The 24,928-nt window shown below is 41.7% G+C and carries 22 protein-coding genes and 2 pseudogenes; 9 read left to right on the top strand and 15 right to left on the bottom strand.

Features of this window, described 5'->3' with window-relative positions:
• Positions 1-64: 64 nt before the first annotated feature.
• Positions 65-1,114: a formaldehyde dehydrogenase AdhA gene (adhA, locus tag NSQ16_RS13620; RefSeq protein WP_014480388.1), complete on the top strand. Its 1,050-nt coding sequence runs from the start codon at positions 65-67 to the stop codon at positions 1,112-1,114.
• Between the two features lie 130 nt (positions 1,115-1,244).
• Entirely contained in the window at positions 1,245-1,754 is a 510-nt protein-coding gene (gene yraA / locus NSQ16_RS13625) for a cysteine protease YraA (protein WP_003229836.1), read from the top strand.
• 43 nt (positions 1,755-1,797) lie between these two features.
• Here yraA and sacC read toward each other — a convergent pair whose 3' ends face one another.
• The 7 genes from sacC to levR form a co-directional block, all read right to left on the bottom strand.
• Complete coding sequence (gene sacC, locus NSQ16_RS13630; RefSeq protein WP_230488346.1) at positions 1,798-3,801, bottom strand: levanase; 2,004 nt, start codon at positions 3,799-3,801, stop codon at positions 1,798-1,800.
• Positions 3,740-3,871 (bottom strand): hypothetical protein, encoded by a 132-nt coding sequence (locus tag NSQ16_RS13635; protein WP_223497671.1) that lies wholly within the window; start codon positions 3,869-3,871, stop codon positions 3,740-3,742. The genes sacC and NSQ16_RS13635 overlap by 62 nt, the downstream gene beginning before the upstream one ends.
• Before the next feature lie 116 nt (positions 3,872-3,987).
• Positions 3,988-4,815 carry a PTS fructose transporter subunit IID gene (levG, locus tag NSQ16_RS13640; RefSeq protein WP_003229834.1) on the bottom strand — a complete coding sequence of 276 codons (828 nt, stop codon included), beginning with the start codon at positions 4,813-4,815 and terminating at the stop codon, positions 3,988-3,990.
• A gap of 20 nt (positions 4,816-4,835) precedes the next feature.
• Positions 4,836-5,642, bottom strand: a complete 807-nt coding sequence (gene levF / locus NSQ16_RS13645) for a PTS fructose transporter subunit IIC (RefSeq protein WP_014477476.1) — start codon at positions 5,640-5,642, stop codon at positions 4,836-4,838.
• A gap of 16 nt (positions 5,643-5,658) precedes the next feature.
• Positions 5,659-6,147, bottom strand: a complete 489-nt coding sequence (gene levE / locus NSQ16_RS13650; protein ID WP_069837928.1) for a PTS fructose transporter subunit IIB — start codon at positions 6,145-6,147, stop codon at positions 5,659-5,661.
• Entirely contained in the window at positions 6,147-6,587 is a 441-nt protein-coding gene (gene levD, locus NSQ16_RS13655; protein ID WP_003246144.1) for a PTS fructose transporter subunit IIA, read from the bottom strand. The genes levE and levD overlap by 1 nt, the downstream gene beginning before the upstream one ends.
• A 198-nt stretch (positions 6,588-6,785) precedes the next feature.
• Positions 6,786-9,584 carry a transcriptional regulator LevR gene (gene levR, locus NSQ16_RS13660; RefSeq protein WP_230488286.1) on the bottom strand — a complete coding sequence of 933 codons (2,799 nt, stop codon included), beginning with the start codon at positions 9,582-9,584 and terminating at the stop codon, positions 6,786-6,788.
• Between the two features lie 545 nt (positions 9,585-10,129).
• Between levR and NSQ16_RS13665 the strand changes: the two are divergent.
• Positions 10,130-10,269: pseudogene (locus tag NSQ16_RS13665) on the top strand (hypothetical protein).
• 38 nt (positions 10,270-10,307) lie between these two features.
• A pseudogene (locus tag NSQ16_RS13670) lies at positions 10,308-11,697 on the top strand (amino acid permease).
• A gap of 95 nt (positions 11,698-11,792) precedes the next feature.
• On the opposite strand, the gene NSQ16_RS13675 reads toward NSQ16_RS13670, so the two are convergent.
• Complete coding sequence (locus tag NSQ16_RS13675; protein WP_003229828.1) at positions 11,793-12,425, bottom strand: LysE family transporter; 633 nt, start codon at positions 12,423-12,425, stop codon at positions 11,793-11,795.
• A 154-nt stretch (positions 12,426-12,579) separates the two neighbouring features.
• Here NSQ16_RS13675 and NSQ16_RS13680 point away from each other — a divergent pair, with 154 nt between their 5' ends.
• The 5 genes from NSQ16_RS13680 (at position 12,580) to NSQ16_RS13700 (ending at position 17,399) form a co-directional block, all read left to right on the top strand.
• Positions 12,580-13,407 carry a TrmB family transcriptional regulator gene (locus NSQ16_RS13680; protein WP_227057789.1) on the top strand — a complete coding sequence of 276 codons (828 nt, stop codon included), beginning with the start codon at positions 12,580-12,582 and terminating at the stop codon, positions 13,405-13,407.
• Between the two features lie 195 nt (positions 13,408-13,602).
• Positions 13,603-14,103: an RNA polymerase sigma factor SigV gene (gene sigV / locus NSQ16_RS13685; protein WP_230488287.1), complete on the top strand. Its 501-nt coding sequence runs from the start codon at positions 13,603-13,605 to the stop codon at positions 14,101-14,103.
• Entirely contained in the window at positions 14,103-14,960 is an 858-nt protein-coding gene (gene rsiV / locus NSQ16_RS13690; RefSeq protein ID WP_230488288.1) for an anti-sigma-V factor RsiV, read from the top strand. The genes sigV and rsiV overlap by 1 nt, the downstream gene beginning before the upstream one ends.
• A gap of 110 nt (positions 14,961-15,070) precedes the next feature.
• Positions 15,071-16,975, top strand: a complete 1,905-nt coding sequence (oatA, locus tag NSQ16_RS13695; protein WP_230488289.1) for a peptidoglycan O-acetyltransferase OatA — start codon at positions 15,071-15,073, stop codon at positions 16,973-16,975.
• A 133-nt stretch (positions 16,976-17,108) separates the two neighbouring features.
• The gene (locus NSQ16_RS13700; protein WP_069703838.1) at positions 17,109-17,399 is read left to right on the top strand and encodes a YrhK family protein; all 291 of its coding nucleotides are present in this window, start codon (positions 17,109-17,111) and stop codon (positions 17,397-17,399) included.
• Positions 17,400-17,642: 243 nt separating this feature from the next.
• Here the strand turns inward: NSQ16_RS13700 and cypB are convergent, their stop codons facing one another.
• The 7 genes from cypB to NSQ16_RS13735 form a co-directional block, all read right to left on the bottom strand.
• Positions 17,643-20,807 carry a bifunctional cytochrome P450/NADPH--P450 reductase CypB gene (gene cypB / locus NSQ16_RS13705; protein ID WP_230488290.1) on the bottom strand — a complete coding sequence of 1,055 codons (3,165 nt, stop codon included), beginning with the start codon at positions 20,805-20,807 and terminating at the stop codon, positions 17,643-17,645.
• Positions 20,808-20,822: 15 nt separating this feature from the next.
• The gene (fatR, locus tag NSQ16_RS13710) at positions 20,823-21,407 is read right to left on the bottom strand and encodes a transcriptional regulator FatR (RefSeq protein ID WP_009967878.1); all 585 of its coding nucleotides are present in this window, start codon (positions 21,405-21,407) and stop codon (positions 20,823-20,825) included.
• A gap of 222 nt (positions 21,408-21,629) precedes the next feature.
• Positions 21,630-22,172: a class I SAM-dependent methyltransferase gene (locus NSQ16_RS13715; RefSeq protein WP_230488291.1), complete on the bottom strand. Its 543-nt coding sequence runs from the start codon at positions 22,170-22,172 to the stop codon at positions 21,630-21,632.
• Positions 22,173-22,359: 187 nt separating this feature from the next.
• Positions 22,360-22,518: a hypothetical protein gene (locus tag NSQ16_RS13720; protein WP_014477487.1), complete on the bottom strand. Its 159-nt coding sequence runs from the start codon at positions 22,516-22,518 to the stop codon at positions 22,360-22,362.
• A 156-nt stretch (positions 22,519-22,674) separates the two neighbouring features.
• Positions 22,675-22,824 (bottom strand): YrzI family small protein, encoded by a 150-nt coding sequence (locus NSQ16_RS13725; RefSeq protein WP_004399102.1) that lies wholly within the window; start codon positions 22,822-22,824, stop codon positions 22,675-22,677.
• Between the two features lie 389 nt (positions 22,825-23,213).
• Positions 23,214-24,014, bottom strand: a complete 801-nt coding sequence (locus tag NSQ16_RS13730) for a formate/nitrite transporter family protein (protein WP_003229815.1) — start codon at positions 24,012-24,014, stop codon at positions 23,214-23,216.
• A 261-nt stretch (positions 24,015-24,275) separates the two neighbouring features.
• Entirely contained in the window at positions 24,276-24,644 is a 369-nt protein-coding gene (locus NSQ16_RS13735) for a DUF2294 domain-containing protein (protein ID WP_230488292.1), read from the bottom strand.
• Positions 24,645-24,928: the final 284 nt, after the last annotated feature.

Consider the following 24,928-nt stretch of genomic DNA (forward strand, 5'->3'; position numbering starts at 1 on the left):
ATAAAACATAAATAAGTGCATGTTTTTATTTACAACACTTATGATGAAGAAAGGATAGGTTCGTATGTGTAATCAACATCAAACCCGTGTATTAAGCGTGTCACATGCAAAAGCCAAATTTGAACAAACGACGATTGAGCGAAGAGGATTACGGCCGCACGATGTCTTAATCGATATTAAATTCAGCGGTATTTGCCATTCAGACATTCATAGTGCTTTTGATGAATGGGGCGGTGGCATCTTCCCAATGGTGCCTGGACATGAAATAGCCGGTGTCGTAACAGCCGTTGGAGCAGAAGTCACCAAGTTTGCTGTCGGAGACCGCGTTGGTGTCGGCTGTTTTGTTGACTCTTGCGGAGAATGCGAATACTGTCTCAACGGAGAGGAACAATTCTGCACGAAGGGTGTTGTTCAAACGTATAACTCAGTAGACTACGACGGAAACCCCACTTATGGCGGGTACAGCCAAAAAATCGTTGTCACTGACAGATTTGTTGTTCGCATACCAGATCGTTTGGAAATGGATGTTGCCAGTCCGCTGTTGTGTGCAGGTATCACCACGTATTCCCCGCTGAAACACTGGAATGTTGGCCCTGGTAAAAAAGTTGCGATTGTAGGCGTGGGTGGCCTTGGACATTTGGCGATTCAATTTGCACATGCGATGGGTGCAGAGGTAACCGTTCTGAGCCGTTCCATGAATAAGAAAGAGGAAGCTCTGGAACTCGGTGCAAATCATTACTTTGCAACAAGTGACCCAGCTACATTCACTGCATTGGCCGGGCGTTTTGACGTGATCTTAAATACGGTATCGGCAAATCTCGATGTAGATGCCTATTTATCAATGCTTCGTATAGACGGGACACTTGTAAACGTTGGAGCTCCTGCCAAGCCGGACACATACAGTGTGTTTTCCCTAATCATGGGGCGCCGCAGCATTGCAGGTTCTCTAGTCGGCGGAATTCAAGAAACTCAAGAGATGCTGGATTTCGCAGCTGAGCATGGCATCGAACCTAAAATCGAAGTCATCGGAGCTGACCAAGTGGACGAAGCATACGAACGTATCCTTCGAAGCGATGTCCGTTATCGATTTGTGATTGATATTTCCACATTGTAATAGGTTAGTCCTTATATGGCTGACCCGCTTTTATTGAAACACACGAAAAACGATCTCGTTAAGCAAATATTTTGAAGGCCGGTCAATCTTCCTGTTATTCTATGAATAGAGAGTTATTAGGAGGGTTTTTATGAGCAAAAAAATTGCAGTTCTTGTTACAGACCAATTCGAAGACATCGAATATACAAGTCCGGTAAAAGCATACGAAGAAGCTGGCTACAGTGTTGTGGCTATCGATTTGGAAGCCGGCAAAGAAGTTACCGGTAAGCATGGCGAGAAAGTAAAGATTGACAAAGCCATCTCTGATGTCGATGCAAGTGACTTTGATGCACTTTTAATTCCTGGGGGATTCTCTCCGGATTTGCTTCGTGCAGATGACCGTCCGGGTGAATTCGCAAAAGCATTTGTCGAAAACAAAAAACCTGTTTTCGCAATTTGCCACGGCCCGCAAGTACTGATTGATACGGATCTTCTAAAAGGCAAAGATATCACAGGCTACCGCAGCATCCGCAAAGATTTAATCAATGCCGGTGCAAACTACAAAGATGCAGAAGTAGTCGTCAGCCACAACATTGTCACAAGCAGAACACCTGATGATTTGGAAGCATTTAACCGCGAATCTTTAAACTTGTTAAAATAAAACGAGAAGGCACAGACTGTTCGGGTCTGTGCCTTTTTTAAAATTAAGACTCCTTCTTTACATTCTGAAAGACAGCAGTCGCGTCCCACACATTCAAGCCAAATTGGCCTTCTGAAAATGCGGAATCATTTGCATCAATCACAAGACGATCATTTAAATAGATTTTAAAGCGATCGCCCTCGGCCTCTGTTTTCAGATGATACTTTTTATTAACGTCTATCGGTGTTTTGTATTCAGCAATGACAGAAGCAGCACCGTTCTCAAATTTAAAGAATTTCACTAGATCATGCTTCGCATCCACATTGGCAAGGTAACCGTTTTTGGCATCTTTGTCAGAGCGAAACATAAGTGCTCCTGCCCCTCTTCCGTTTCCATCCTTAATGGTGATATCAGATTCATAAGTGAAGTCTGACCCGGATGCTGAAGACAAGATAAAGGAATCGCCGTCCGACCTCCCTTGTTTCCCCTCAATTGTGTCTGCCCATGTGCCATTTACAGTCGTCCAGCCAGTCAAATTGGACATAAAAGGTGACGTTCCCCATACCTTTTTCAAAGGGTGTATCGTTAAAGATTTTACCTTTACACCGCCCTTTGCAGCATATAATTCAAGCCCTTTGCTTGATCGGTCTGGGAGAATAATATCCGTTATGACCTGCTTTCCGTCATTCCCAAATACTTCAACCGAGGAGCGGTCAACAAAAATGCGCATCTTAACCTTCCCATTTACCGGCTTCAATGGGGCTGTTTCTTTTCCGGTGTTAAAGGCCGGATTAAAGGTATTGTTGCCCGACTCGCTCCGGTCAACGAACAATTTGGCGTTCCTTCGGTCATAACCGACCTTCGTAAATTGATTTTCACCTGTTCGGACCTTAAAACCAAATTCAGCAGCTGAACCAGAGCTTACTTTAAATTCTGCATTTATTTCATAGGCATCTCCAGATTGCCCCGCTAACACATTATGACTTGCAGGCGATATGGTCAGATTCTTCCACTTCTTAGAGGTTCCGCGAATGGTTTCCAGCTCTTTCACCGGTGTTTGGACCACTCTAACCCCTTCGGTAAACGCTTTCAATTTTAACTCTCTTGGAATGGACGTTGCACTTCTCCATGGGGATGTCGGAACATCATTCGCATATTGCCAATTGCTCATCCACCCTAACCATAGCCGGCGGCTGTCTGTGGATGGAATATCAGACCAGGATACAGCCGCATAAAAGTCTCTGCCGTAATCCGTCCAGAGAACTTTGTTTGGCGGGTTTTCATTTTTAAAATGAGTTCCATCAAAGTCCCCTACAAAATATTGCATGCCTGATCCTCCCGAGACCGCTCCGTTTCCGACACTGACCTGCATGACCCATTTCTTTTGATTCGGATTGCCGTCTACCGGAAGCTCAAATAAATCCGGGCATTCCCATACTCCCCCGTGGCTTCCTTGATCCTGTCCAAATTCACTTGCATACGTCCACTGCTTCAGATTTTTTGATGTATAAATGAGGATACGGTCACCGGCCGCAAGCACCATTACCCACTTTTTTTCTTTTTCATACCAAAAGACTTTTGGATCGCGAAAATCTTTTTTACCCGGGTTTGGAATGACAGGGTTGCCAGCGTATTTCGTCCATGTTCTTCCTTTGTCGTTGCTATAGGCAATACTTTGCACTTGATGGCCTTCCCGATCCTGTGTATAAATGGCCACAAGCGGCTTCTCTTTGCCTGTTTGAAAACCGCTTGTGTTATTTTTATCTACAACTGCGCTTCCAGAAAAGATCGTGCCTTTTTCATCCGGATACAGCGCAACAGGAAGGTGTTCCCATGTAACCAAATCTTTGCTGACGGCATGCCCCCAATGCATGGGCCCCCACTGAAGCCCGTATGGATGGTATTGATAGAACAAGTGATATTCCCCGGCATAATATACCATTCCGTTTGGGTCATTCATCCAGTTTGCCTCTGGTGTGAAGTGGTATTGAGGACGGTAATCCTCATCATAGTAGCTTGAATCGGCTGCATCTGCCGAAAATGCCATAGTCAACAGCAGGGTGAACATGATCATGACTTGAATAAGTCTCTTTTTCATTTGTTCCTTCGCTCCTCTCTTCATGTTTGAACACTTTCAAGAGAGACTGCTAAGCAAGCTGGTCCGTTTCTGGCAATTCTCCTCTGTTTCGCTGTTATCCGAATGATTTATATATGAAAAGACTGCTGCAGTTTCTCTCTTTTTCCTTCACACACCTTATGCTAAGAATCCAGCCCAATACCCGAGAATCCCGATGACAAAGATGCCGCAAATAATGAGAAGAGGATTCACCCCTTTGCGAAGCATCCATGCCACCAATAACGTTAATCCGAGAGGCAGCGCACCCGGCATAATGCTGTCTAACACGTTTTGTACCGTTTGAACATCTACTTTTCCGCTTTCATCCTTAATCCTGGATACAACGATTGGAATGTTGATGGTGGTCCATTTGGACACGAGAGCCCCCATAACAAATAATCCGAGAATCGAAGCGCCCTCTGTAAGCTTTTGAATGCGATTCCCCGCTAAATCCTGAAGAATCTCCATTCCTTTCACATAGCCATACTTTAATCCATAATATTTTGTGCTTAATCTTATGGCATTCAGCAAGAAAAAGAATAGCAAAGGGCCGGCAATGTTTCCTCCTAAAGCAAGGGAGGCTCCTAGCGCAGCTAAGACAGGACGAATCGTTCCCCAGAAAATTGGGTCGCCTACGCCCGCTATTGGTCCCATCAAACCAATTTTCATTCCGCTTATCGCTTTTCCGTCAATTCCTTTATTGTTCGCCATTTCTTCTTCCATGGCTGCCGTCACGCCAAATATAGGCGCTGTCAGCCACGGATGTGTATTAAACCATTCCAAATGCCGCTGTAAGGCTTCGTTTCTTTTCGCTCCGGGACCGTACAATTTTTTGATCGCCGGTATCATGACATAACAATATCCCATTGCCTGCACACGTTCGAAGTTAAAGGAACCGAGTAAAAAATTTGAACGAATAAACATGCTGAAAATTTCTTTCTTCGTTAATCGTTTTTCTTTCTCCATTTTTTCTTCCCCCTCATCGTTTAGGCATCAAGATCATCATCGTCATCATAAACAGCAACACTGCCACTGTCTGATGCGGCCGCGACTGCTCCGTGAGCGCTTTGTTTTTGCATCACCTGCTGGTATAAAAGCGCCAGACAGAGACCCAGGGCTCCAAATCCCACTAAGTTAAAATCGGTAAACGCCGCTAATAAGAAACCAATATAGAAAAATGGCTTTAAATAAGGAATATTCATCATATTGATCACCATGGCATACCCGACTACCACAATAATGCCTCCGCCTATTTGCAGTCCTTTTGTAATGACATCAGGAATATTTCCCAGGAACGCCTGAACAGCGCTGACACTAATTAAAGCAACAATCAATGTAGGAATCATGACGCGCAAAGCTTGAAACACCATCGCGGTAATATGCATAATTTCAATTCCTTTTATATTTCCCGCTTTTGCATATTGATCAGCGCGGTGGATGAAAAAGACAGTGATCGTCCGAACAAAAATCGTCAGCGCCTGACCCGCAGCTGCTAAAGCAACAGCGACAGCAATCCCTTCGCCAATTCCTTGATCAGCGGTAATAACTAAAATGGTTGAGATGACAGAGGCGATCGCTGTATCAGGTGCCATGGCAAGCCCGACGTTCATCCAGCCGAGCGCCATCAGCTCCAGTGTGCCTCCAAGAATAATTCCCGTTTTTAAGTCCCCGAGCACCAAGCCAACCAACGTACAGGCCACAAGCGGCCGGTGTGTCTGCCCTTCATCCAATACACTTGCGATTCCGGTGATTGCTGCAATGATTAACAACAAAATAATTTGTAATGAAGACATATTCTCATCCCCTTGATTATTTTGCTACGTTCCGTAAAATCTGTACAAAATCCTCACTGGCATCTGAAGGCAGCTGCCTCAATTCCAGTTTCACGCCCTTGTCACTTAATGTTTCAAATGCCTTTATATCTTGTTCTGTGACACTGACTGATTTTGTGATTTGCCTGCGATGATTTTCAAAACGCATTCCCCCGACGTTTACGGTTTTGATCGGTACACCTGCTTCTATAAGAGATACAATATCAGACGGATTTTCAAACAAGAGCATTGCCGTTACCCCTTCGTAGCGCGGACTATGAAATGCTTTTGCCATTTTAGAAACCGAGACGGCACTCGCCTTTACATTTGAAGGCGCAACAGAAAGGATCAGCGTTTTTCTCATTTCGTCCTGAGCAATATCGTCGGAGACAACGATGATTCGGTCGGCTGCATGGACTTTTATCCACCTTGTCAGGATTTGGCCGTGAATAAAGCGGTCATCAATTCTTGCTAACACAATGTTCATCATAATTCATCCTCTCTTGTATCTTGATTTGCTGTTTTTACTTTTTCTAAATGTTCACTGCACACTTGAAAGCTTTGCTGACTCATTGCTTTTAAGTTGTTCAGCAAATCTTTGAGAGCCAGATGTTCTCTCAGGCTTAATACCTCCAGCAGAATCGGCAGGTTTACGCCGGCTGCCATATCCATTCTTTGATCCTCAGCAATAAAGGAAGCTGCCGCGTTATATGGCGTCCCTCCAAAAATATCGACTAAAAAAAGCACTTCATGTTCTTCCGGGATATCCTTAAGCGCCTGATGATATTTTTCTTGCAGCGTTTGTATTCCTTCCCCTTTAAAAAACGGCACTGCAATCAGGTTATTTTCTTCACCGAATATCATCCCTGAAGACTCTTTTAATGCTATGGGAAAATCTCCATGACCGCTGATAATAACTGAAATCATATCTATTGCTCCTTTCCTGTTTTGTACATCCATATATAATGCAAGGATCGTGCCAACACAGTTGTGTTAAGCGTTTTCATTGTTATTTCAGCCAATAGCAATTTGTTGTTGAAACACTTAAAACGAAAAAAATAAACCTGTATTAAAATGATGTTCCATTTAATACAGGTTCATATGAAAAAACTGTTTTTAAAACAGCTAGCCATGCACTTCTTCAGCAAATATGGCGGCTATAAATAATTTTTCATCATCACTTATGCGAAGTCCGAGCTTTTCTTCATAAGGGGCTAATGTTCGCTCTGTCACGTACACCATTTCCTTCAGCTGATCATTGATCTCTTCTTCCTCTGAGAAAGCGATCGGATTCTGCTTAATTACCCTTTCAAAGGCGAAAGCCGTGTGCATAATGACTTTGATCAAAACAGCATTATTGAAAATGACCCCCAGCTCATCTTGAACGGTTTGCAGCCACTCCAATAACATTTCGATCACATGGTGGGGATTCAAGAAGACAAGGTATTTTTTCAGGCTATCCTCGCAAAGCTCCCTGACAATAATATTTGCTTCGTTCAATCCATTGCTCAAGGAGATGCTTCCTTTTGTAATCGCCTGTTGAATCAGCTTCTCTCCCTCCCCTTCAATTAACACTTCTAAAGATACATGCGGAGCATTGATTTTAGGGTCTTTCGTTCCGACTGTCGCAAGGATTTCATACTCTTTTTCGATTTCTTTTATGCTGTTTGCCAGCTTAATCGATGATACGGTCAATATGTGAATCGGGGTATCGGAGGCCTTGTTTACGATCGTGGTTAGAATGTCTTCCAGCTTTTTCGCCGTCCCGCTGCCCGTGGTGCAGATGGATACCAATGCCTTCTTTTTGCCGGGTGCCGCTGGCTGACGCTCCCACAACTCGATAAAATCCTTCGTGACCGATTGATAGATCGCATGCAAATTTAAATTCAAATAGTTGACCTTTCTGACAGCATCCAGCACCATTGAAGTCGTAACATTGCTGATCGTTTTAATGGAAATTCCTGTCTTTTCCTCCAGCCTGCTTTCCAGCATTGCAAGCGACCCCATGTCTACCAGCATTAAAACACCTTCACCTTCATCAACCTGTTTCATTTTTTCTGCTACGCATTCAAGAATGTCCGAAGGTGAAACAGAAAGCGGCATATCGACTGCTGCAATCGGCGTGCTCCCTAGCAGTTCTGTCGCGACTTCAACCATCGAACTCGCCGTGCTGTTTCCATGCGCAGCCACGATGATACCGACTCTTTTGTTCTCCTTTAACGATTTGATGGAATGGATTAACATCGTTAAGTAGATGACTTCTATTTCAGGAATAGCCACTTTAAAATATTCCTGAATTTTATCTTTAAAAATCATCGCCACCCGATATTCTTTCACATGGGTATCACGAATTTCATCCGTCTCCTGTGTATTCAAAACATCAATTTGCTTTCCTCGCTTTAAAAATGCGTCAATATGCATACTCAAGAAATAAATAAACTTACGGTCAAATGTGCAATCCAGCTCATGTTCAGCTATTTCTTTTAACTGTTTTGTCATTTGAATCACGTCATCTTCAACGAATGTCAGCAGGCTGTCTTTTTGAAAAGCTTGATGATGAAAAAAACTTCTGACATGCAAATGGACATCAGTCAAGATGTATTGGTTAATATCCTTTTTGGATAAACCTTCTTTCATAAGCGTTTTCACTTTTTCCTCAATCAAATGATATAAGTTAAATGAGAGGTCTTCGTCAATTTTTGTTGTTTCATCTTCTACAATCGGAGAGATAATCGTTGTAATATTGACATATTCAGAAATGGCTTTGCTTCTTTGCATGTTTTTGCTGCTGGACATCCATTCTTGCTTGATTTCATCAGGCAGATCGCGAACAGTCAGTTCAATAACTTCATTTCTGTCAAGGTTATGCAAAAATCCGTGTGCGCAAACTAACTGGACATTTGATTTCAGCTGTCCGACATTTCCAAATTTCGCAGAGTGAATAAGCGCATTATAGACATCGATATGCACACTCAGATTCTTCTTAATTCGCTCTGCTTCTTTCCCTAATAAAAACGTCGTCAGATCCACTCTTTCTTTAAGCGATCGTTCTTCAAGCGAAGGAATATGAATGGTCATTGGGATTCTTCGCAAAAACGTTTTCAATAGTGCAGAACTCGGATTTTCTGTAGTCGCACAAATAAACAATACGTTCGATGTTCGTTTATGTTCAGATTCTCCAAGCCTGTTATAAGAACCGCTGTCAATAAAATAAAACAGCATTTCTTGTCCCTCGGGAGGGAGACGGTGGATTTCATCCATAAAAAGAATGCCCCCATTGGCCTGTTCGACTAAACCCGCCTTATCCTCGGCAGCACCTGTAAATGAACCTTTTTTGTGTCCGAATAATTGAGAAAGCAATAATTGAGGGTTGTTGTAGTAGTCTGCACAGTTAAATGTAATAAATGGTGCGCCGGCCTTCAATATGTCAGAGTAAATGGCAAACTGGTAAATTCGGTTCGCAAAAAGGGATTTACCGGAACCAGTCGGCCCTAGGAGGAGCATATGCAGACCGTTCGGCGGATAAAAGACAGCTGCTTTTGCCTGGGAGATCGCTTTCTTCAAACTCCCTTTTGCCCCTATCATAAGCTCTAGGGGATTCGTGGAAATGTGTTGATGATTTTGCTTTGAATTTCCGGAAAACGCCTGAAGGTCTTTCACTTCCATCATCTCTGTATCCCATTTCTTGTTGAATAATTTTTCTGCTATCTCGACTGGGATGTATCTTACAGGAAATGTTTTAATTTTGATGACCTTTTTGGACCGGACGAGATTGTTCAATTCAAAGCTGACATTGGACCGCTCCATTTTCAGCTGCTCGGCAATCTCCTTTGCTGAATTCCCCTGTATTTTTAAAAGATGATCTAAGGTTGAATCATGAAAATTATGCATGAGCTGATGGTATATTTTATCTATTCTTCTCACGTATATCATCCTTTGTCCTTATTAGATAAGCCATTAACAAGAATATTTCGAAACTTTATAGTCCGCGTTGAGATTATCTGCTGATACACGTTTAAAAAGGTCTCTATAGCAGATTGACAAAGCTGGCTTTTATGCGTATATGTTTACATGTTGAATCATTTGCATCTCATATTAGTATGATAGATGCTCAGTTCTAGAGGGCCAGTCCCCTTCAAAAGTAATAATCAGTAAACAGTTTATCATTCTCGGGGAATGTAATGATGTCAAAATCATCAATGACAAAAAATGAATCTTATAGATCATGACAAATTACCCAAATATAACCCCTTAAGTTCGTTCACAACTAAAAAGACGAACACTCTATGTGACCGCCACAGTATTACAATTTGCAAAACTTCGTCATTTTTGCAAAGTTAAGGAATCTGTAAGCTTAAAAACTTTATCTCCGATTCTCTCGATTTGATCCCCCCTGTAGGCCTCAAACATAGTGGGTATGCAATTATACAAATCGTTACCGATTAAAACTAGCCTGTCAGATTGTCCAAATGACTTTCCTGTTTTACTCTGCTATTCAGGTAGAATCACGAGTGAAAATAGAGCCACAAGACATGTAACAGCACTTAAAATAGTTTTAAAATTTAAAAATAAAAGTATCTATTCTTTTAAATGTTATAATATCCGATAAAACTTTACTCATCTTTTTATTACTGGAGGAAAATAAAATTGATAGGCAATTCTAGCAAAGACAATTTTGGCCAGCAACAGAAATTGTCTAGAGGCCTTAAAAACAGGCATATACAATTAATGGCGATTGGAGGTGCAATCGGTACAGGTTTATTTTTAGGTTCAGGTAAATCCATCCATTTTGCAGGACCATCCATTTTATTTGCTTACTTGATCACCGGCGTATTTTGCTTTTTCATTATGCGTTCGCTCGGAGAACTGCTCTTATCAAATGCGGGATACCACTCTTTTGTTGATTTTGTAAGGGACTATTTAGGAAACATGGCAGCATTTATCACTGGGTGGACCTACTGGTTCTGTTGGATTTCCCTCGCGATGGCTGATTTAACGGCGGTCGGCATTTATACGCAATATTGGCTTCCCGATGTGCCTCAATGGCTGCCGGGTCTTCTTGCGCTTATTATCCTGCTGATCATGAACCTTGCCACCGTTAAACTTTTCGGAGAATTAGAATTTTGGTTTGCATTGATCAAAGTTATTGCCATACTGGCTCTGATCGTAACTGGTATTTTCCTGATTGCGAAAGGTTTTTCCGCAGCTTCCGGCCCTGCCAGCCTCACCAACCTTTGGAGCCACGGCGGCATGTTCCCAAATGGATGGCATGGGTTTATCCTATCGTTCCAAATGGTCGTCTTCGCTTTCGTGGGTATTGAACTTGTTGGACTGACAGCAGGTGAAACAGAAAATCCCCAAAAAGTGATCCCTAAAGCCATCAATCAAATCCCTGTCCGGATTTTACTTTTTTATGTTGGCGCACTTTTCGTGATTATGTGTATCTATCCTTGGAATGTGTTGAACCCAAACGAAAGCCCATTTGTTCAGGTCTTCTCTGCAGTAGGCATCGTTGTGGCTGCCAGTTTGATCAATTTTGTTGTATTAACATCAGCCGCCTCAGCTGCAAATAGCGCTTTATTCAGCACAAGCCGAATGGTCTATTCACTTGCAAAGGATCATCACGCACCTGGACTATTAAAGAAATTAACTTATTCTAACGTGCCAAGCAATGCGCTGTTCTTTTCATCCATCGCCATTCTGATTGGCGTTAGTCTGAATTATTTAATGCCCGAGCAAGTCTTCACACTGATTACAAGTGTTTCTACAATATGCTTCATTTTTATTTGGGGCATCACGGTGATTTGCCATTTGAAATATCGAAAAACAAGGCAGCATGAAGCGAAAGCAAACAAATTTAAAATGCCTTTTTACCCATTATCCAACTATTTAACACTTGCATTTCTCGCGTTCATTCTTGTCATATTGGCACTGGCGAATGATACACGTATTGCTTTGTTTGTCACCCCGGTCTGGTTTGTTTTATTGATTATTTTGTATAAGGTGCAAAACCCGCAGAGGACATAAGGTGAAATAAAAAAAAGACAAGGGATACTCACTCCCTTGTCTTTTTATATGTGTCAAACACTAAATTAAACTTTGGTTTCAAATTTCATTCACTTCATTTAAGTGTTAACTCAAACCAGTTTTGATGCCGAAACCTACTAATATTATTCCGGTAATTTTTTGAAACACTTTTTGGAACTTCGAGTTTTTCATCCATTTTTTTGCGTAATCAATAATATAAACAAGAAACAGGAACCACAACACCGCTAATAAGGTTAGGATTGAAGCTAAAATGATGAGCTGCTGGTTTATATTTCCGTTCAAATTGATAAATTGGGGCATGATTGTAACATACACCAAAACAGTTTTAGGATTGAGAATGTTACTGAGTGATCCTTGCATAAAGGAAGTTTTATAATAACGTTTCGGAGAACTTGCCATATTTTTTGCTTGGGATTGCATGTCATCTAACGAAAACATACTTTTAGCAAAAAAGCTTTTTACACCTAAATAAATTAAGTATGCCGCTCCCAAATATTTGATCGTTGTGAAAAGAATCACTGACTTTGCGATCACCACTGATAATCCTAAAATGGCAATCACCGTCCAAAAGGAAAGTCCTGTTGCCAATCCGAGAATGTTATAACGGCCGGCTTTCGGGCCATACCTAAGCGTATTTTTCATCACAAGCATCGTATCTGCCCCCGGTATGATAACCATCATGGCAGCGATCGGTATGTATGCGAGTAAGCTGTGCATTGTTCTCTCCCCCTTTAAAAAATCCCCTTAATCATATAGTGACTACAAAAGTAACTACTTATAAAAAGTGTATCAATGTGTTTGGAATAAATCAATATGGTTTGTTAAAATAGCGATTACTAAGGCAGCGATTGCTCTTTATATTGGAGGATATATGAAAGAAAATATGTTAGACATTTTAAAAAACCTCAATTTTACAGAATATGAATCGAAAGCGTATTTGGCATTATTGCAAGAATCACCTTTAACAGGCTATGCCGTTGCCAAAAAATCCGGAGTTCCCCGTTCTAAAATTTATGAAGTATTGGAAAGCCTTGTCATAAGGGGAGATGTTTTTGTCAGTCATGGAAATACGCCTCAGTATGTTCCAGTCCCCGCAAAAGAACTGATTAAAAACCGCCGGCTCAAAGCGGAAGAGCATTTTGATCAGGCTGAGAAATATTTTGAAAAGTTCGAGCAGACTGCTAATGACCGGGAAAACATCTGGAATATCACCGGCCGCAGTGAAATTCTTGAAAAGGTGAAGGCTTGTATTTTATCTGCCAAAAAAAGAATCCTCTTAGAAATATGGAAAGAGGATTTTGAGGAGATAGAATCAGAGCTCAAACAGGCGGCAGAACAAGGCGTTATTGTCACCATAATTGCGTACGGAGACATCGTATCTGATTTTGCCAATGTTTATCTTCATGATATGAGCAGTGAAATTACAGAAGAGTATGACGGACGGTGGCTTGTCTATAGCGGAGATGATTCAGAAGTCGTAGCGGGCATTGTCTCACTTGGCAACGACAGCCGTGCTGCATGGACGATGCATGTAGGGTTAGTCATGCCTATTACTGAAGTGATCATTCATGATCTGTACCTCATGGAAATTCTGAAAAAGCATAGAGAGCTTTTAGAAGAGAGCTTCGGGAAAAATCTCATCCAGTTGCGCCGTAAATTTTCTATCCATTCAGATTTCAAAAAACATTATTTGGAATAATGTTTGGATCTCTTACCCCAAAAACAAGGCTTGTACAAAACAAGCCTTGTTTTTTTATGCATAAACCCCCTATGCTGATTTACTTCTCTCTTTTAAAAAAATGTGATTCTGCGCAAACTATTTTTCAGCCTGCCGCGTCTATCCTAGGTAACAGCCTACGATATACGTATATTCAAAAAGGAGCCCTTTATTGCAATGAAGAAAAAACAAACAACAAAAGCGTTGCTTGTCACATGCATAACTGACCATAAGCAAGATTTCTACAGGTTGGCTTTCAGTTATGTGAAAAATCAAGATGACGCATTAGATATTGTTCAGGAATCTATAAAAAAAGCGCTGAGCTCAGTTGAAACGGTCAGGAACCTTGAGACGATAAAAAGCTGGTTTTATAAAATTTTAGTACGGACAGCCATTGACTTTTTGCGCAAACAAAAAAAGATAAGAGTGATGGACGACGAAACGATAGAATTTTTAAGCAAAGGAAAGGAAGACCATTACAAGGATACTGATCTCCATGAAGCGCTTGACGAATTGCCGTACCGCTATAAAACCATTATTATTTTACGTTTTTTTGAAGACCTCAAATTAGAAGAAATTGCGGAAATTACAGGAGAAAACACGAATACCGTCAAAACGCGCCTATACAGAGCATTGAAGCTGATGCGCATTCAGTTGACGAAGGAGGATCTTTCTTAATGGATAAGAGATTACAGCAATTAAGAGAAGAATATAAAAATGTTCAGATTCCTAAAGAATTGGATATCATTGTTGAAAAAGCCCTTCAGCAAGAACCAAAAAAGAAAAGAATCGTCATGTGGCCGACATCAGCAGCAATCGCTGCAGCTATTTTATTCACTGCGCTTGTTAATATCAACCCGGACGCCGCTCAGGCTATGTCCAAGGTCCCTGTCATCGGCAAAATCGTCAAAGCGATCACCTTTATTGAAATCAAAGAGGAAAAAGACCAATCAAGCATTGATGTCAAAACACCTGCTTTGTCCGGGCTTTCTAATAAAGAGCTGGAAAACAGCATTAACCAAAAATACTTGAAAGAAAGCCAGCAGCTGTATAAAGAGTTTATACAGTCCACATCCAAAAACAAAAAAGGGCATCTCAGCATCTACAGTGATTACGAGACGGTCACAGACACGCCAGATTTACTCTCTATCCGGCGCAATATTGAAACAACACAAGCATCTTCCTACACACAAAGCCGTTATATTACAATTGACAAAAAGAATGATATTTTACTTACATTAAAAAGCTTATTCAAAGATGAGCGGTATATTAAAGTCATCAGTCAAAATATTAGAGAGCAAATGAAACAGAAAATGAAGGAAGATCCAAATAAAATATATTGGCTCACTGACGAAGATGCAGAACCGTTCAAAACGATTCTTCCTGATCAGACGTTTTACATTACTGAAGACCATAAACTTGTGATCTCATTTGACGAATATGAAGTCGCCCCCGGCTATATGGGCGTTACAGAGTTTACAATTCCAACCGGCGTCATTTCAAACTTGCTCGTGGGAGAACGTTATATTCGATAAAATAAAAACATCCATCTAAGATTATGGATGTTTTCTCTCTTCTCTATTCGAGGTCGTAATCCCGCTATCAAAAACAACGAGAATATTTGCATACTATTGGAGGAATACCCATGTATCACAAGACACAGCATCATCGATACATTCCTGGACTTGATGGCCTTCGGGCTTTCGCCGTCCTGTCAGTTATCGCTTATCACCTGAGTTTCAATTGGGCTAACGGTGGTTTTATCGGAGTTGATATCTTTTTTGTTTTATCCGGATATTTGATTACATCTATTCTATTACCGGCATATGGAAATGATATCAATCTTGATTTTCGGGATTTTTGGGTGCGCCGCATTCGGCGGCTTATGCCAGCGGCTTACCTTATGATCTTTTCCACTGTTGTGTGGGTCGTATTGTTTGATCGAGAACTATTACACACTGTACGTGGAGGTGCGATCTCTTCTCTCTTTTATATGAGCAATTGGTGGTTTATTTTTCACAAGCTATCATATTTTGATAGTTTCGGTTCCCCATCTCCTCTAAAAAACCTTTGGTCGCTGGCGATTGAAGAACAATTTTATATCATATGGCCGATGTTCTTAGTTGTTGGAATGTACATAATGAAAAGCCGCGCCAGATTGGCTGCGGTGATATCATTGCTTGCGCTTTGTTCAGCCGTGATGATGAGCGTACTGTATGAACCTGGCGGAGATCCGAGCCGCGTTTACTATGGCACAGACACTCGTTCGTTTGAACTTCTCATCGGATGTGCCTTGGCTTTGGTATGGCCGATGAAAAGGCTGTCTTCCAACAGGCTGCCAAGCAAACTGAAGCACACTTTGCACGCCACTGAATTTTCGGCATTTTGTATATTAGTGTTGTGTGTCTATTTCACAGATGAATACGAGCCTTTTCTTTACAGAGGCGGAATGCTATTCATTAGCGTGACTGCCGCAATCCTTATTGCATGTGTTTGCCATCCGAGCAGCTTTTTAGGCAATCTGCTTTCATGGAGGCCGCTTCGGTGGCTTGGAACGAGGTCTTACGGAATTTATCTTTGGCACTACCCTGTTATTGTGTTAAGCACGCCAGTTCAAGAAATCGGAAACCCTGTTTTTTGGCATATCGTGCTAAAGGTCATTGTGACATGTATACTTGCCGAGCTCTCCTACCATTTTATTGAGAAGCCGATACGGACACAGGGATTTAGGTCATTTTCCCGCCGTGTTTTTATACATAGAATCAAGGAATGGAAAACGACATCTGTCATCAGCAAAATGTCAATTGGTTTCATTATTTTCGCTATACTTATTTTTGCAGGCGGGCTGTCAAGGCTAGCCGGCGAGCAAAAGCACCCTACCAAATGGACCTATAGCTCACAAGAAACAAATGCTGACACCAGCCAGGCTTCTGGGGATAAAAAGAACGCTGCAGCAGATAAAAAACACAATCCTGAACAAAAGACAACAGATTCCAATCAGGGTCAAAAGGAAAACAAAGATAGTGGGCAAGAGACTCATAAAAAGAAAGACACGCAATCCCAACAGCAGAAAAAACCAGCAGACACTGCGAAAGAAGTTTTAGCTATAGGAGATTCCGTCATGCTTGATATTTCTTCACACCTGCGTCAGTCATTTTCAAATGTGACGATTGATGGAAAGGTGGGGAGACAAATGTCTCAAGCTTTGGAACTCACAAGGGAATACAAGTCTTTTAATCAGCCGAACAAGGCTGTTATCATTGAGCTTGGAACCAATGGCTACTTTACAAACAGCCAAATCGAACAACTGCTTCAATCTTTCTCAAAAGCTCATATCTATCTTGTCAATACACGGGTTCCCCGCCAATGGGAAAGCAAGGTTAATGAGTCTTTACAGCGCCAGGCAAGCGCACATCAACATGTTACGTTAGTTGACTGGCATACAGAAGCTCTTCAGCATCCGGAATATTTTACCCCTGATGGTGTTCACTTGGTTCCTAAAGGGGCAAAAGCTTTGACTGCTCTTATTGTTCAGGCGATGAAATCGTAAAAAAGAGATCCTATGCGGATTACTTTTTCACTTTAGTTTCTGATCGTTGATTATGTCTCCTTTCAGCAAGGCAGCCCTTATGTTTACATGCCGTTTACGTAAGGGTAAGCCAAAATTGAATGGAGGGATGATAATGAAAGGAAATGAAGAACATGACATCCAAAAAGAGTTGAAACGATATGAGCTTTTTTTCAAAAAACGATATAAGGTTCTTTATACAGTAAACGATTTTATCATCGGTGCTATGTTTCTCGTTGGAAGTTTTTTCTTTTTCTATGACCGGTTAATGTCGGCAGGGATATGGTTGTTTGCGGTCGGAAGCTTGCTGCTGTTAATCAGGCCGACCATTCGGCTGATTCATGACCTTCATTACCGTAAACATGTGGAACGGCAATTCAAGCATCAATCTTCAACAGATGACTGATCTTAAGGAATAAGAAAGAACTAAATGCCAAAAGCCTGAGTTGAAAATCAAAAACAAGACTTTTAGACTATTTATTTTTAAAAATAAGGTAAAAAGAACTAAACTTTTGCCTCTGCATGCCGATATGAATAATAAGGCCGGCGCGATACTCCCTATAACATCCTTTTCAGTAGATTTCATTATCGTGCCGGTTTTCTCATATGCAAAGCAATCCCGCCAATCAGATTGGCGGGATTTTATATTTTACATTCCTGTCCAAACGTCTTTTACATAACGTTTTTGGTCTTGCAGCTTTTGCAGCCATTCAGCTGATTCTTCCTGGCTTGCTCCTTTTTCAGCTTCATACGCCAATCGCAAAGTTTTCTCTACATCAGGAGCCATTTGCGATCCATCACCGCATACGTAAATATAAGCCCCTTTTTCAATGAGTGTCATCAATTTCTGCGTATCTTGCTTGAGCAAGTGCTGGACATATTCTTTTGATTCGTTTTCGACGCGCGAGTAGCATCGGCGGATTGTGACCAAACCGTCCTGTTCCGCTTGATCCAGCTCTTCTCTGTAAAGGTCGTCATGGTCCGGGCGGCGGCAGCCGAAGTATAAAAGTGCTTCACCAAGGGTGCTTCCTTCCTTCTTCAAAACCGATCTTGCCTGAATAAAGCCCCTGAATGGCGCAATTCCTGTGCCCGGCCCGACCATAATCATAGGCGTTTCAGGCTCATCCGGCATCTGGAATCCGGACTGCGGCGTACGAATGAAGCAAGCTGCTGCATCACCTGTATTCAACTCTGCTAAATAATTAGAGGCGACACCCCGGTATTCACCTCGGCCGCTCCATGCTGAGGCTTTCACAACTCCTACCGTCATGCTCACGATATTTGCATGAACTTTCGGTGAGCTTGAAATGGAATAGTATCTCGGTTTTAGTGATGGCAAAAGTGCTAAAAACCGTTCAAACGGCATTTCGCAGGCAGGATAATCCTCTAAAAAATCAAGCATGGTAAGACGTTTTGCAAGTACCTGCTCTTTGTAAATGCCATCATCTGAAACGAGCTGTTCCAGCTCTTTTTGATGCGGCGGACAAACTGTATAAGAGGCCAGCTCCCGAAGCTGAAGCCTTGATGCCGGTTCCTGCAGCTCTACATAGGACGACAATAAATCCACTACTTTGATTGGCCGATCCATCGGCAGATGAGCCATATGAGCGCTTCCGCTTACTTTTATCACATGATTGGACTGCAAACCGAATCGGCTGAGAACCCGCTGAACAAGCTCCCTGCTGTTCTTTGGCAGGATTCCGATATGATCGCCTTCTTTATATGTTTTACCAGCCGGAATTTCCAATTCAATATGGCGGGTTGAACGCGTGCTGGCAGCTGTCTGGAGTTCTCGATTCTCTAACACAATCCCTTCAAACGCGCCATATGCTTTAGCAACCGGCGTTTCCGTCGCTTCACTGAGAAAAGTAATCGATAATGAAGGCCTGTCTTCTTTCTGGGCTATTTCGTTAATATCAAATGCGTCCATCGTTTCCTTCCAGAAGCGGTTTTCCCAAGACTCGCGGTGGCTTTCAAAATCATCGGCGGCGTCACCTTCCCCAATCGCTGTTAAACGCGATGCCCCCTTTGCTTTCATCATGTCATCAATCAGGCGGGGAATCCGCTGATACGTGCTGGCCCAGCTCCGGTTTCCGCAGCCGAATACCGCATAGGAAACACCTTTCAATTGGCCTTCCTCAAGCTCTTTCAGCCACTCTACAAATCCGGCAGCATTATCAGGCGGCGCCCCATTATAAGAAGCCGTTACAATGACGACTGCCCCTTCTTCAGGGAGCTTGCCGATATAATCATCAAGCGGAGCCGTTTCAGCTGTAAAGCCCATCTGGCGGCCTTGAGCAGCCAGTTCACCGGCTATTCCCTCAGCTGTCCCAAGATTTGAACCAAAAAGAACAAGTAAAGGTGTGCCGTGTTTAGGTTTGGTTTCTTTTGGCTTTGTTTCTGCTTTGATGTCTGCCTGTTCTTTTCTCTGTACATTGATTGCCGCTGTTTTTCGCGGTTTCACAGTAATTTTAAAATCATCCGGCTTGATCGTTAATGCTTCTTTGATTTTTAGTTCGTAGCCAGTATGGTTTATCAATTCAAAATGCTTTAATACAAGACCGAGAACCATTGTCGCTTCTTGAAGAGCAAACTGCATGCCAATACAAGCGCGCTGTCCGTTTCCAAACGGCTTATACGCATGGTGAGGGATACTTGAAGGATCCTCAAACCGTTCCGGACGGAAATCTTCCGCATCCGGTCCCCAAGCGTTTTGATCCCGGTGCAGTTTTGGAATTAAAACAGTGACTGGCTGCCCTTTGCTGATCGGATATTCCCCGCCTAGAACAGTATCCTCCTTCGCATATAGAGAAAAAGCCGGAGCTGTTGGATACAGTCTGAGGGTTTCATTTAAAACCATCCGAATGTATTTGAGCTGCTGGATTTGTTTATATTCAGGCGTGTCATCCGTTAACACGCGATCCGCTTCCTCCTGAGCTTTTTTCAGTTTTTCCGGATGTGTAAGCAGACAATAAATCGCAAAGGATAGCAACCCGCTTGTTGTCTCATGTCCAGCAATTAAAAATGTGATGATTTGGTATCGAATGTTTTCGTCATCCAGCGTTTCACCAGTTACTGGATCTTTGGCATAAAGCATGAGAGACAAGAGATCCTTAATGTTTTCATCCGGATTCGCCTTTCGCTCCGCTATCATTCTATCAACCAGGGAGTTCATGACTTCTATATCCTTTTGGAACTGCAGCTTCGTTTTCACCATCATTTTATCTTGCAGGCCCAGTCTTTTCGATTGATTCATCGCCTCTTTTAAGGCACGGAGCATACTGGTGATAAACGGATGCTGTGAATCACGGTAAAAGCTGTTGAATCGATAGTTAAACCCGCATAACCCAATCGTATCAAGCGTCAGACGTGTCATATCGTCCGCTACATCAATTTCTTCATTAGGGTTTAACCGGCTCCACTTTTGAATCAGCTGGGTTGCGATATCCAGCATCATAGAATGATAGCCTTTCATCGCTTTTTGACTAAAACTCGGCAGCAAAATGCGGTGGGCTTTTTGCCAGTTCGGTTCGTGCGTCCAGCTTGTAAATAAGCCATCTCCCCCGAACTCACGCACCTTTTGCAAGCCTTTGCCAAGGTTCTTGTCAAAGCGTTTTTCATCACACACTTCAGCCACAAGATTGTGGCCCGAGACAAAAACACTGGATACTCCCGGAAAATCAAAACGGAAAATCGGTCCCAATTCATCAGATATCCGCCATAAGGATTGAGAAAGCTGTTCTTTTTCCAGATGCGGAAGATTTTTTAAAGGTCCGTATGTTTTGGGCTGAGGTATTGCGCTTGCCTGTTTCATTAACATCTCCCTTTCCTATTTTTGTGATGAATGAAGCTTAATGGCGTCCCAGCAGCATTGTTCCAATTCAGTAATTAAATCAGTGTCCATCTCTATATCACCTGTTTGAACGAGCTGATATATCTTGAGAAACGCCCCTAATACAATCGCAATTAACACATTAGAGGGCAGGCTGCGAATCACGCCTTCCGCTTTTCCCTTATTAAAATAGTCATCAAGCATTTGAGTCAGATTTTCTATCATTTTTTTGCTTGTATGATTTAAGTAATGAGCGTCTTTTTTGGTTTCAAGAAAAAAAAGCGCATAGTCGCTCTCTTTCGTAAACTGAACGAGACAGCAAAATACGTGGTGAAAGCCTTCTCTGACAGGCAATTCTGAAACGTCTTGCTTCAGTTTTTCCGTAAATCGCTGGATGCTTTCTTGAAACAGTACGTTAACGAGTGTTTCTTTGCTGTCAAAATAACGATAGATCGTTCCTGTCCCTACATGAGCACGTTCAGCTATCATAGGAATAGTGGTAGCGTCAAAACCCCTTTCCGTAAAAAGTGAGACTGACGCTTTCATAATCATGTCGTATTTACTGCTGGATGCGGATATCATGTAATCTGACAACCTCCGATTCGTTTACGGAATGAATATTCATTCCTTTTGTTCACAAAGAATGTCTGCCCTGTCTGATATCACCTCTTTGTTCTTTCTTCTGTTATAAGTTTATATGAAAAAAACTTTTTTTAATATAAAGTATATGCAAAAAATAAAAAATTAAGAAAATATACCCAAATCCTAATGCGAGGATCTTGGATATATTTCCCGAGAAATTTTTTATTTAACAGCCACAATACATAGACAGGAATCACGCCTGATAACAGAAATATCCCTAAAATGCTGATCTTGCAGCAGTTGAATATACGTTTTCTCTTTTTCACCGGTATTTGTGTCAATACTGATATAAAACCGGCCGTCAATTTGAAGCACCCTGTAAATTTCTCTTAATGCAAGCCTAATATTGGTGCAGCTTTGAACCGTATGTAAAGAAAAGACTTTATTAAAAGTACGGTCATCAAAGGGAATGTCCTCTGGATAGCCATGAAAAACCTCCCCGTTCCCCATGTTCTTTCGATTCGCACGTGATATCTGTCTTACCTTTCGTTTTGAAGGATCAATGCTTTTTAGGCTACCCTTTTTTAGTTTCTTGGTTATGCTTTTAAAGACAGTGCCGTTTCCGATTCCAATTTCTAAAATTCTGTCATTTTCTTGTATATCTATAGAGTCAATCATCATATGCTCAATTGTTTTGGTTAGCTTATATTTCCGAGAAAATAATTTCCAAAAATCCGATCGTTTATAGAGTCTATTTTCTAGCATTTTAAACACCTGCTTTTGGTTTCCTATGTTTATTTATTATATTCAAAAAATAAACATCATCTTCATTCTAAAAGTGAAGGAAGGTACCAACTAGACGGCAATGTATTGAAAAATGTTTCAATAGAACTAAACTTTTTCATTTTTTTCCGCAAAAAAAGCAGAAAACAAAATGTTTTCTGCCCTCTTTCTAATGCCAATGATAAGGGAATGCAAACAGCCTTTGCTGCTGCATTGCCATCAGCCTCTGCTGTCGGAATGGATTTCCATAACCATGTTTGAAGGAATGCGGCATGGACGCATAACCATGGCCAATCGACGGCAGCCTTTTTTGATAGTCGTTCATCATGCCATCACCTGCCTCACAGTAACGTTGATTTATTGTATGCAGGCAGGCATTTTCTTGACAGTCGTATCGCTAAACTTGGTCCTTCTCCATTGTATAATGCATCAATAATTCCATTCTAAGCATATGCCATTCCCCCTTCAGTTTTTTTCGTTGCTTTTAGCGCCAGTTTGTTAAATAAAGATGCTTTAACTGAGACTCTTTCATTTCATCATAAATCTGCTCAATCTGCTGTTCTCGTTCGAATTCTTCCAGGCTTTTAAACCTTTTTTTTATCGTTAACGTTAAAAAGAATAGGTTAATCGTCATATCGCTCACCCCCTTTCAAAGTCCGCATCAAGCGAAATAACCCGCGGCACACCCCTTCTGCCGCGGGCAAATAAAAACCGCAGACAAAAGAAGACACCAATGCCTCTACTGCCTGCGGGGAGTTGCGTATGTCCGACTATTCCGAATTTAATGCGTGCGATAAGCATCGGTTAAGGAAGGACACGAACTCTTCCACAGGCTGAATAAACTATGAACTTTTACATGTGTATCACGTACAGGTTGACGTCGTTGTCTCATTGTCATTTTGGTTCAGCCTCCTTTGCTTTTTTCTTACTTTGTAAGTATATCCACCAAATTCCATTTTGTAAACGTCTTTTTCTAAAAATGGACGGAAATTGTGCAAATCATCGAATGGATTTGCCCGTTGGTCATGACACCTGCTTCATTTCTTTTCTGGAGCGGTCTTTCTTATGATATGCAATAAAATAAATGAGACCGACAAATACAGCTCCGCCGATGACATTGCCGATAAAAGCCGGAATGATGTTTCCGATGAACTGCCCCCACGTGAATGAGCCTGCAAAAATGGCAGCAGGAATCACAAACATGTTGGCGACAACGTGCTGAAATCCGATAGCCACAAAAGCCATGATTGGGAACCAGATGCCAAGGATTTTTCCTGCTGCGTCTTGGGCGCCGAAAGAAAGCCACACCGCAAGACATACAAGCCAGTTACAGCCGATGGCGGAAATGAGAACCTTGCCAAAGCTCATATCAAGCTTTCCTTGGGCAACGGCAATCGTTTTTTCTAAATAAGGACCTGTTTCAGTCAATCCAACCAAATGCCCGAAAAAGTACGCAACAAACAATGCGCCGATTAAGTTCATAATTGTGACGATTCCCCAGTTAATCGCTAACTCTTTTACTGATATTTTTCTCGAAAATAACGCCATCGCAACTGACATCATATTGCCTGTGATCAGTTCAGCGCCAGCGAGAACGACAAGGATCAGGCCGACTGGAAATACTGCTGCACCAATCAAACTGGACAGGCTCCCCCATTCTTTCGGAAGATCGCCGATTACCCTGATATCAAGCAAATACCCAAGCGCAATAAATGCACCGCCTAAAAACCCCAGCACAAGCAGTGACGGCAGCGGGAGCTTTATTTTTTTCATCCCTGCTTCAATTGCTGCTTCCGCTATTTCATCCGGTTTTCGAAAAGCCATAATTAAACGCCTCCATTACTTCTTCTTTTCTCACAGTTATGCAAGAAAGGCAATAAAAAAGGCAGCACTCAAATAACCTGTGTCAAACCAGGCGTTTGAATGCTGCCTAACTTGTATGCATACCCATACAACAATATCAAGCAGTATGAAGATATTGAAAGAGAATATATACAGTTCGTGCATACATTCCATTGCTTTAGCCTTCTATAACTGTAGCAACATCATATCAAATGTGACAAATTTGTGTCAACGACAAATATACTAGTTTTGCAGAACTTCTTTTTGCTCATCTATTTTTCGGTCAAAAACAAATACAGATACAGCGATGTTTTCCTCAATTTTAATATCAGAAAACAAATGGACTAGCTTAGCTCCCATGAGTTCCTCCATTCCTTCCGGTGTTTGTTTGGAATAAAGGTCTTGAATTAGGCTTGTCCGGGCCGCATGTACCATCTCTCTTCCTTCAGGCGTGCGGGCGATAAACTGCTCGCTTGCACTCAGATTTCCGTATAGTGTTGAAACTGCCATGTTTTCTACAAATACAGTATGAATTCTCTCAGGCCCTTTTCCGAACAATTCTTTGCGAAGTTTTCGAATGATATCATTGAATTCATGAATTTTTTTAGACATGCTGATTACCCCTTCCGATATTGCCTTATAAAGGCTTTTCCCGGTTCCCCTCAGGACATTTCACTTGGTTAAAATTTTCCTGCCATATTGTATTATAATAAATATCACATTATAATAAAAGCAGTGTTGATGGATTTGTAATAGGATCTTGTTATGAGTCTATCGTTTTATAAAAATCAAGGATTGGTCTGTTAGTAAGACTTGCTAGTGAACTATTCCGCCATGTGTGTTTACACCTTCTTAGAATTAAGGGCAGGTGTATCTATACATGGCTTTTTTTGACT

Source organism: Bacillus sp. PS108, assembly GCF_037963335.1.
GTDB lineage: Bacteria > Bacillota > Bacilli > Bacillales > Bacillaceae > Bacillus > Bacillus subtilis.

Coding starts and splice junctions, on each gene's coding strand:
- NSQ16_RS13700 (WP_069703838.1), top strand. CDS start 17,109: ATGAAAGGAAATGAAGAACATGACATCCAAAAAGAGTTGAAACGATAT.
- adhA (WP_014480388.1), top strand. CDS start 65: ATGTGTAATCAACATCAAACCCGTGTATTAAGCGTGTCACATGCAAAA.
- NSQ16_RS13735 (WP_230488292.1), bottom strand. CDS start 24,644: ATGTCTAAAAAAATTCATGAATTCAATGATATCATTCGAAAACTTCGC.
- sacC (WP_230488346.1), bottom strand. CDS start 3,801: ATGTTCACCCTGCTGTTGACTATGGCATTTTCGGCAGATGCAGCCGAT.
- levE (WP_069837928.1), bottom strand. CDS start 6,147: ATGAACATTGTGTTAGCAAGAATTGATGACCGCTTTATTCACGGCCAA.
- levG (WP_003229834.1), bottom strand. CDS start 4,815: ATGGAGAAAGAAAAACGATTAACGAAGAAAGAAATTTTCAGCATGTTT.
- rsiV (WP_230488288.1), top strand. CDS start 14,103: ATGGATAAGAGATTACAGCAATTAAGAGAAGAATATAAAAATGTTCAG.
- NSQ16_RS13720 (WP_014477487.1), bottom strand. CDS start 22,518: ATGATGAACGACTATCAAAAAAGGCTGCCGTCGATTGGCCATGGTTAT.
- fatR (WP_009967878.1), bottom strand. CDS start 21,407: ATGATATCCGCATCCAGCAGTAAATACGACATGATTATGAAAGCGTCA.
- yraA (WP_003229836.1), top strand. CDS start 1,245: ATGAGCAAAAAAATTGCAGTTCTTGTTACAGACCAATTCGAAGACATC.
- sigV (WP_230488287.1), top strand. CDS start 13,603: ATGAAGAAAAAACAAACAACAAAAGCGTTGCTTGTCACATGCATAACT.
- levF (WP_014477476.1), bottom strand. CDS start 5,642: ATGTCTTCATTACAAATTATTTTGTTGTTAATCATTGCAGCAATCACC.
- NSQ16_RS13715 (WP_230488291.1), bottom strand. CDS start 22,172: ATGCTAGAAAATAGACTCTATAAACGATCGGATTTTTGGAAATTATTT.
- oatA (WP_230488289.1), top strand. CDS start 15,071: ATGTATCACAAGACACAGCATCATCGATACATTCCTGGACTTGATGGC.
- NSQ16_RS13725 (WP_004399102.1), bottom strand. CDS start 22,824: ATGACGATTAACCTATTCTTTTTAACGTTAACGATAAAAAAAAGGTTT.
- cypB (WP_230488290.1), bottom strand. CDS start 20,807: ATGAAACAGGCAAGCGCAATACCTCAGCCCAAAACATACGGACCTTTA.
- levD (WP_003246144.1), bottom strand. CDS start 6,587: ATGATTTCAGTTATTATCAGCGGTCATGGAGATTTTCCCATAGCATTA.
- NSQ16_RS13675 (WP_003229828.1), bottom strand. CDS start 12,425: ATGCACAGCTTACTCGCATACATACCGATCGCTGCCATGATGGTTATC.
- NSQ16_RS13730 (WP_003229815.1), bottom strand. CDS start 24,014: ATGGCTTTTCGAAAACCGGATGAAATAGCGGAAGCAGCAATTGAAGCA.
- NSQ16_RS13680 (WP_227057789.1), top strand. CDS start 12,580: ATGAAAGAAAATATGTTAGACATTTTAAAAAACCTCAATTTTACAGAA.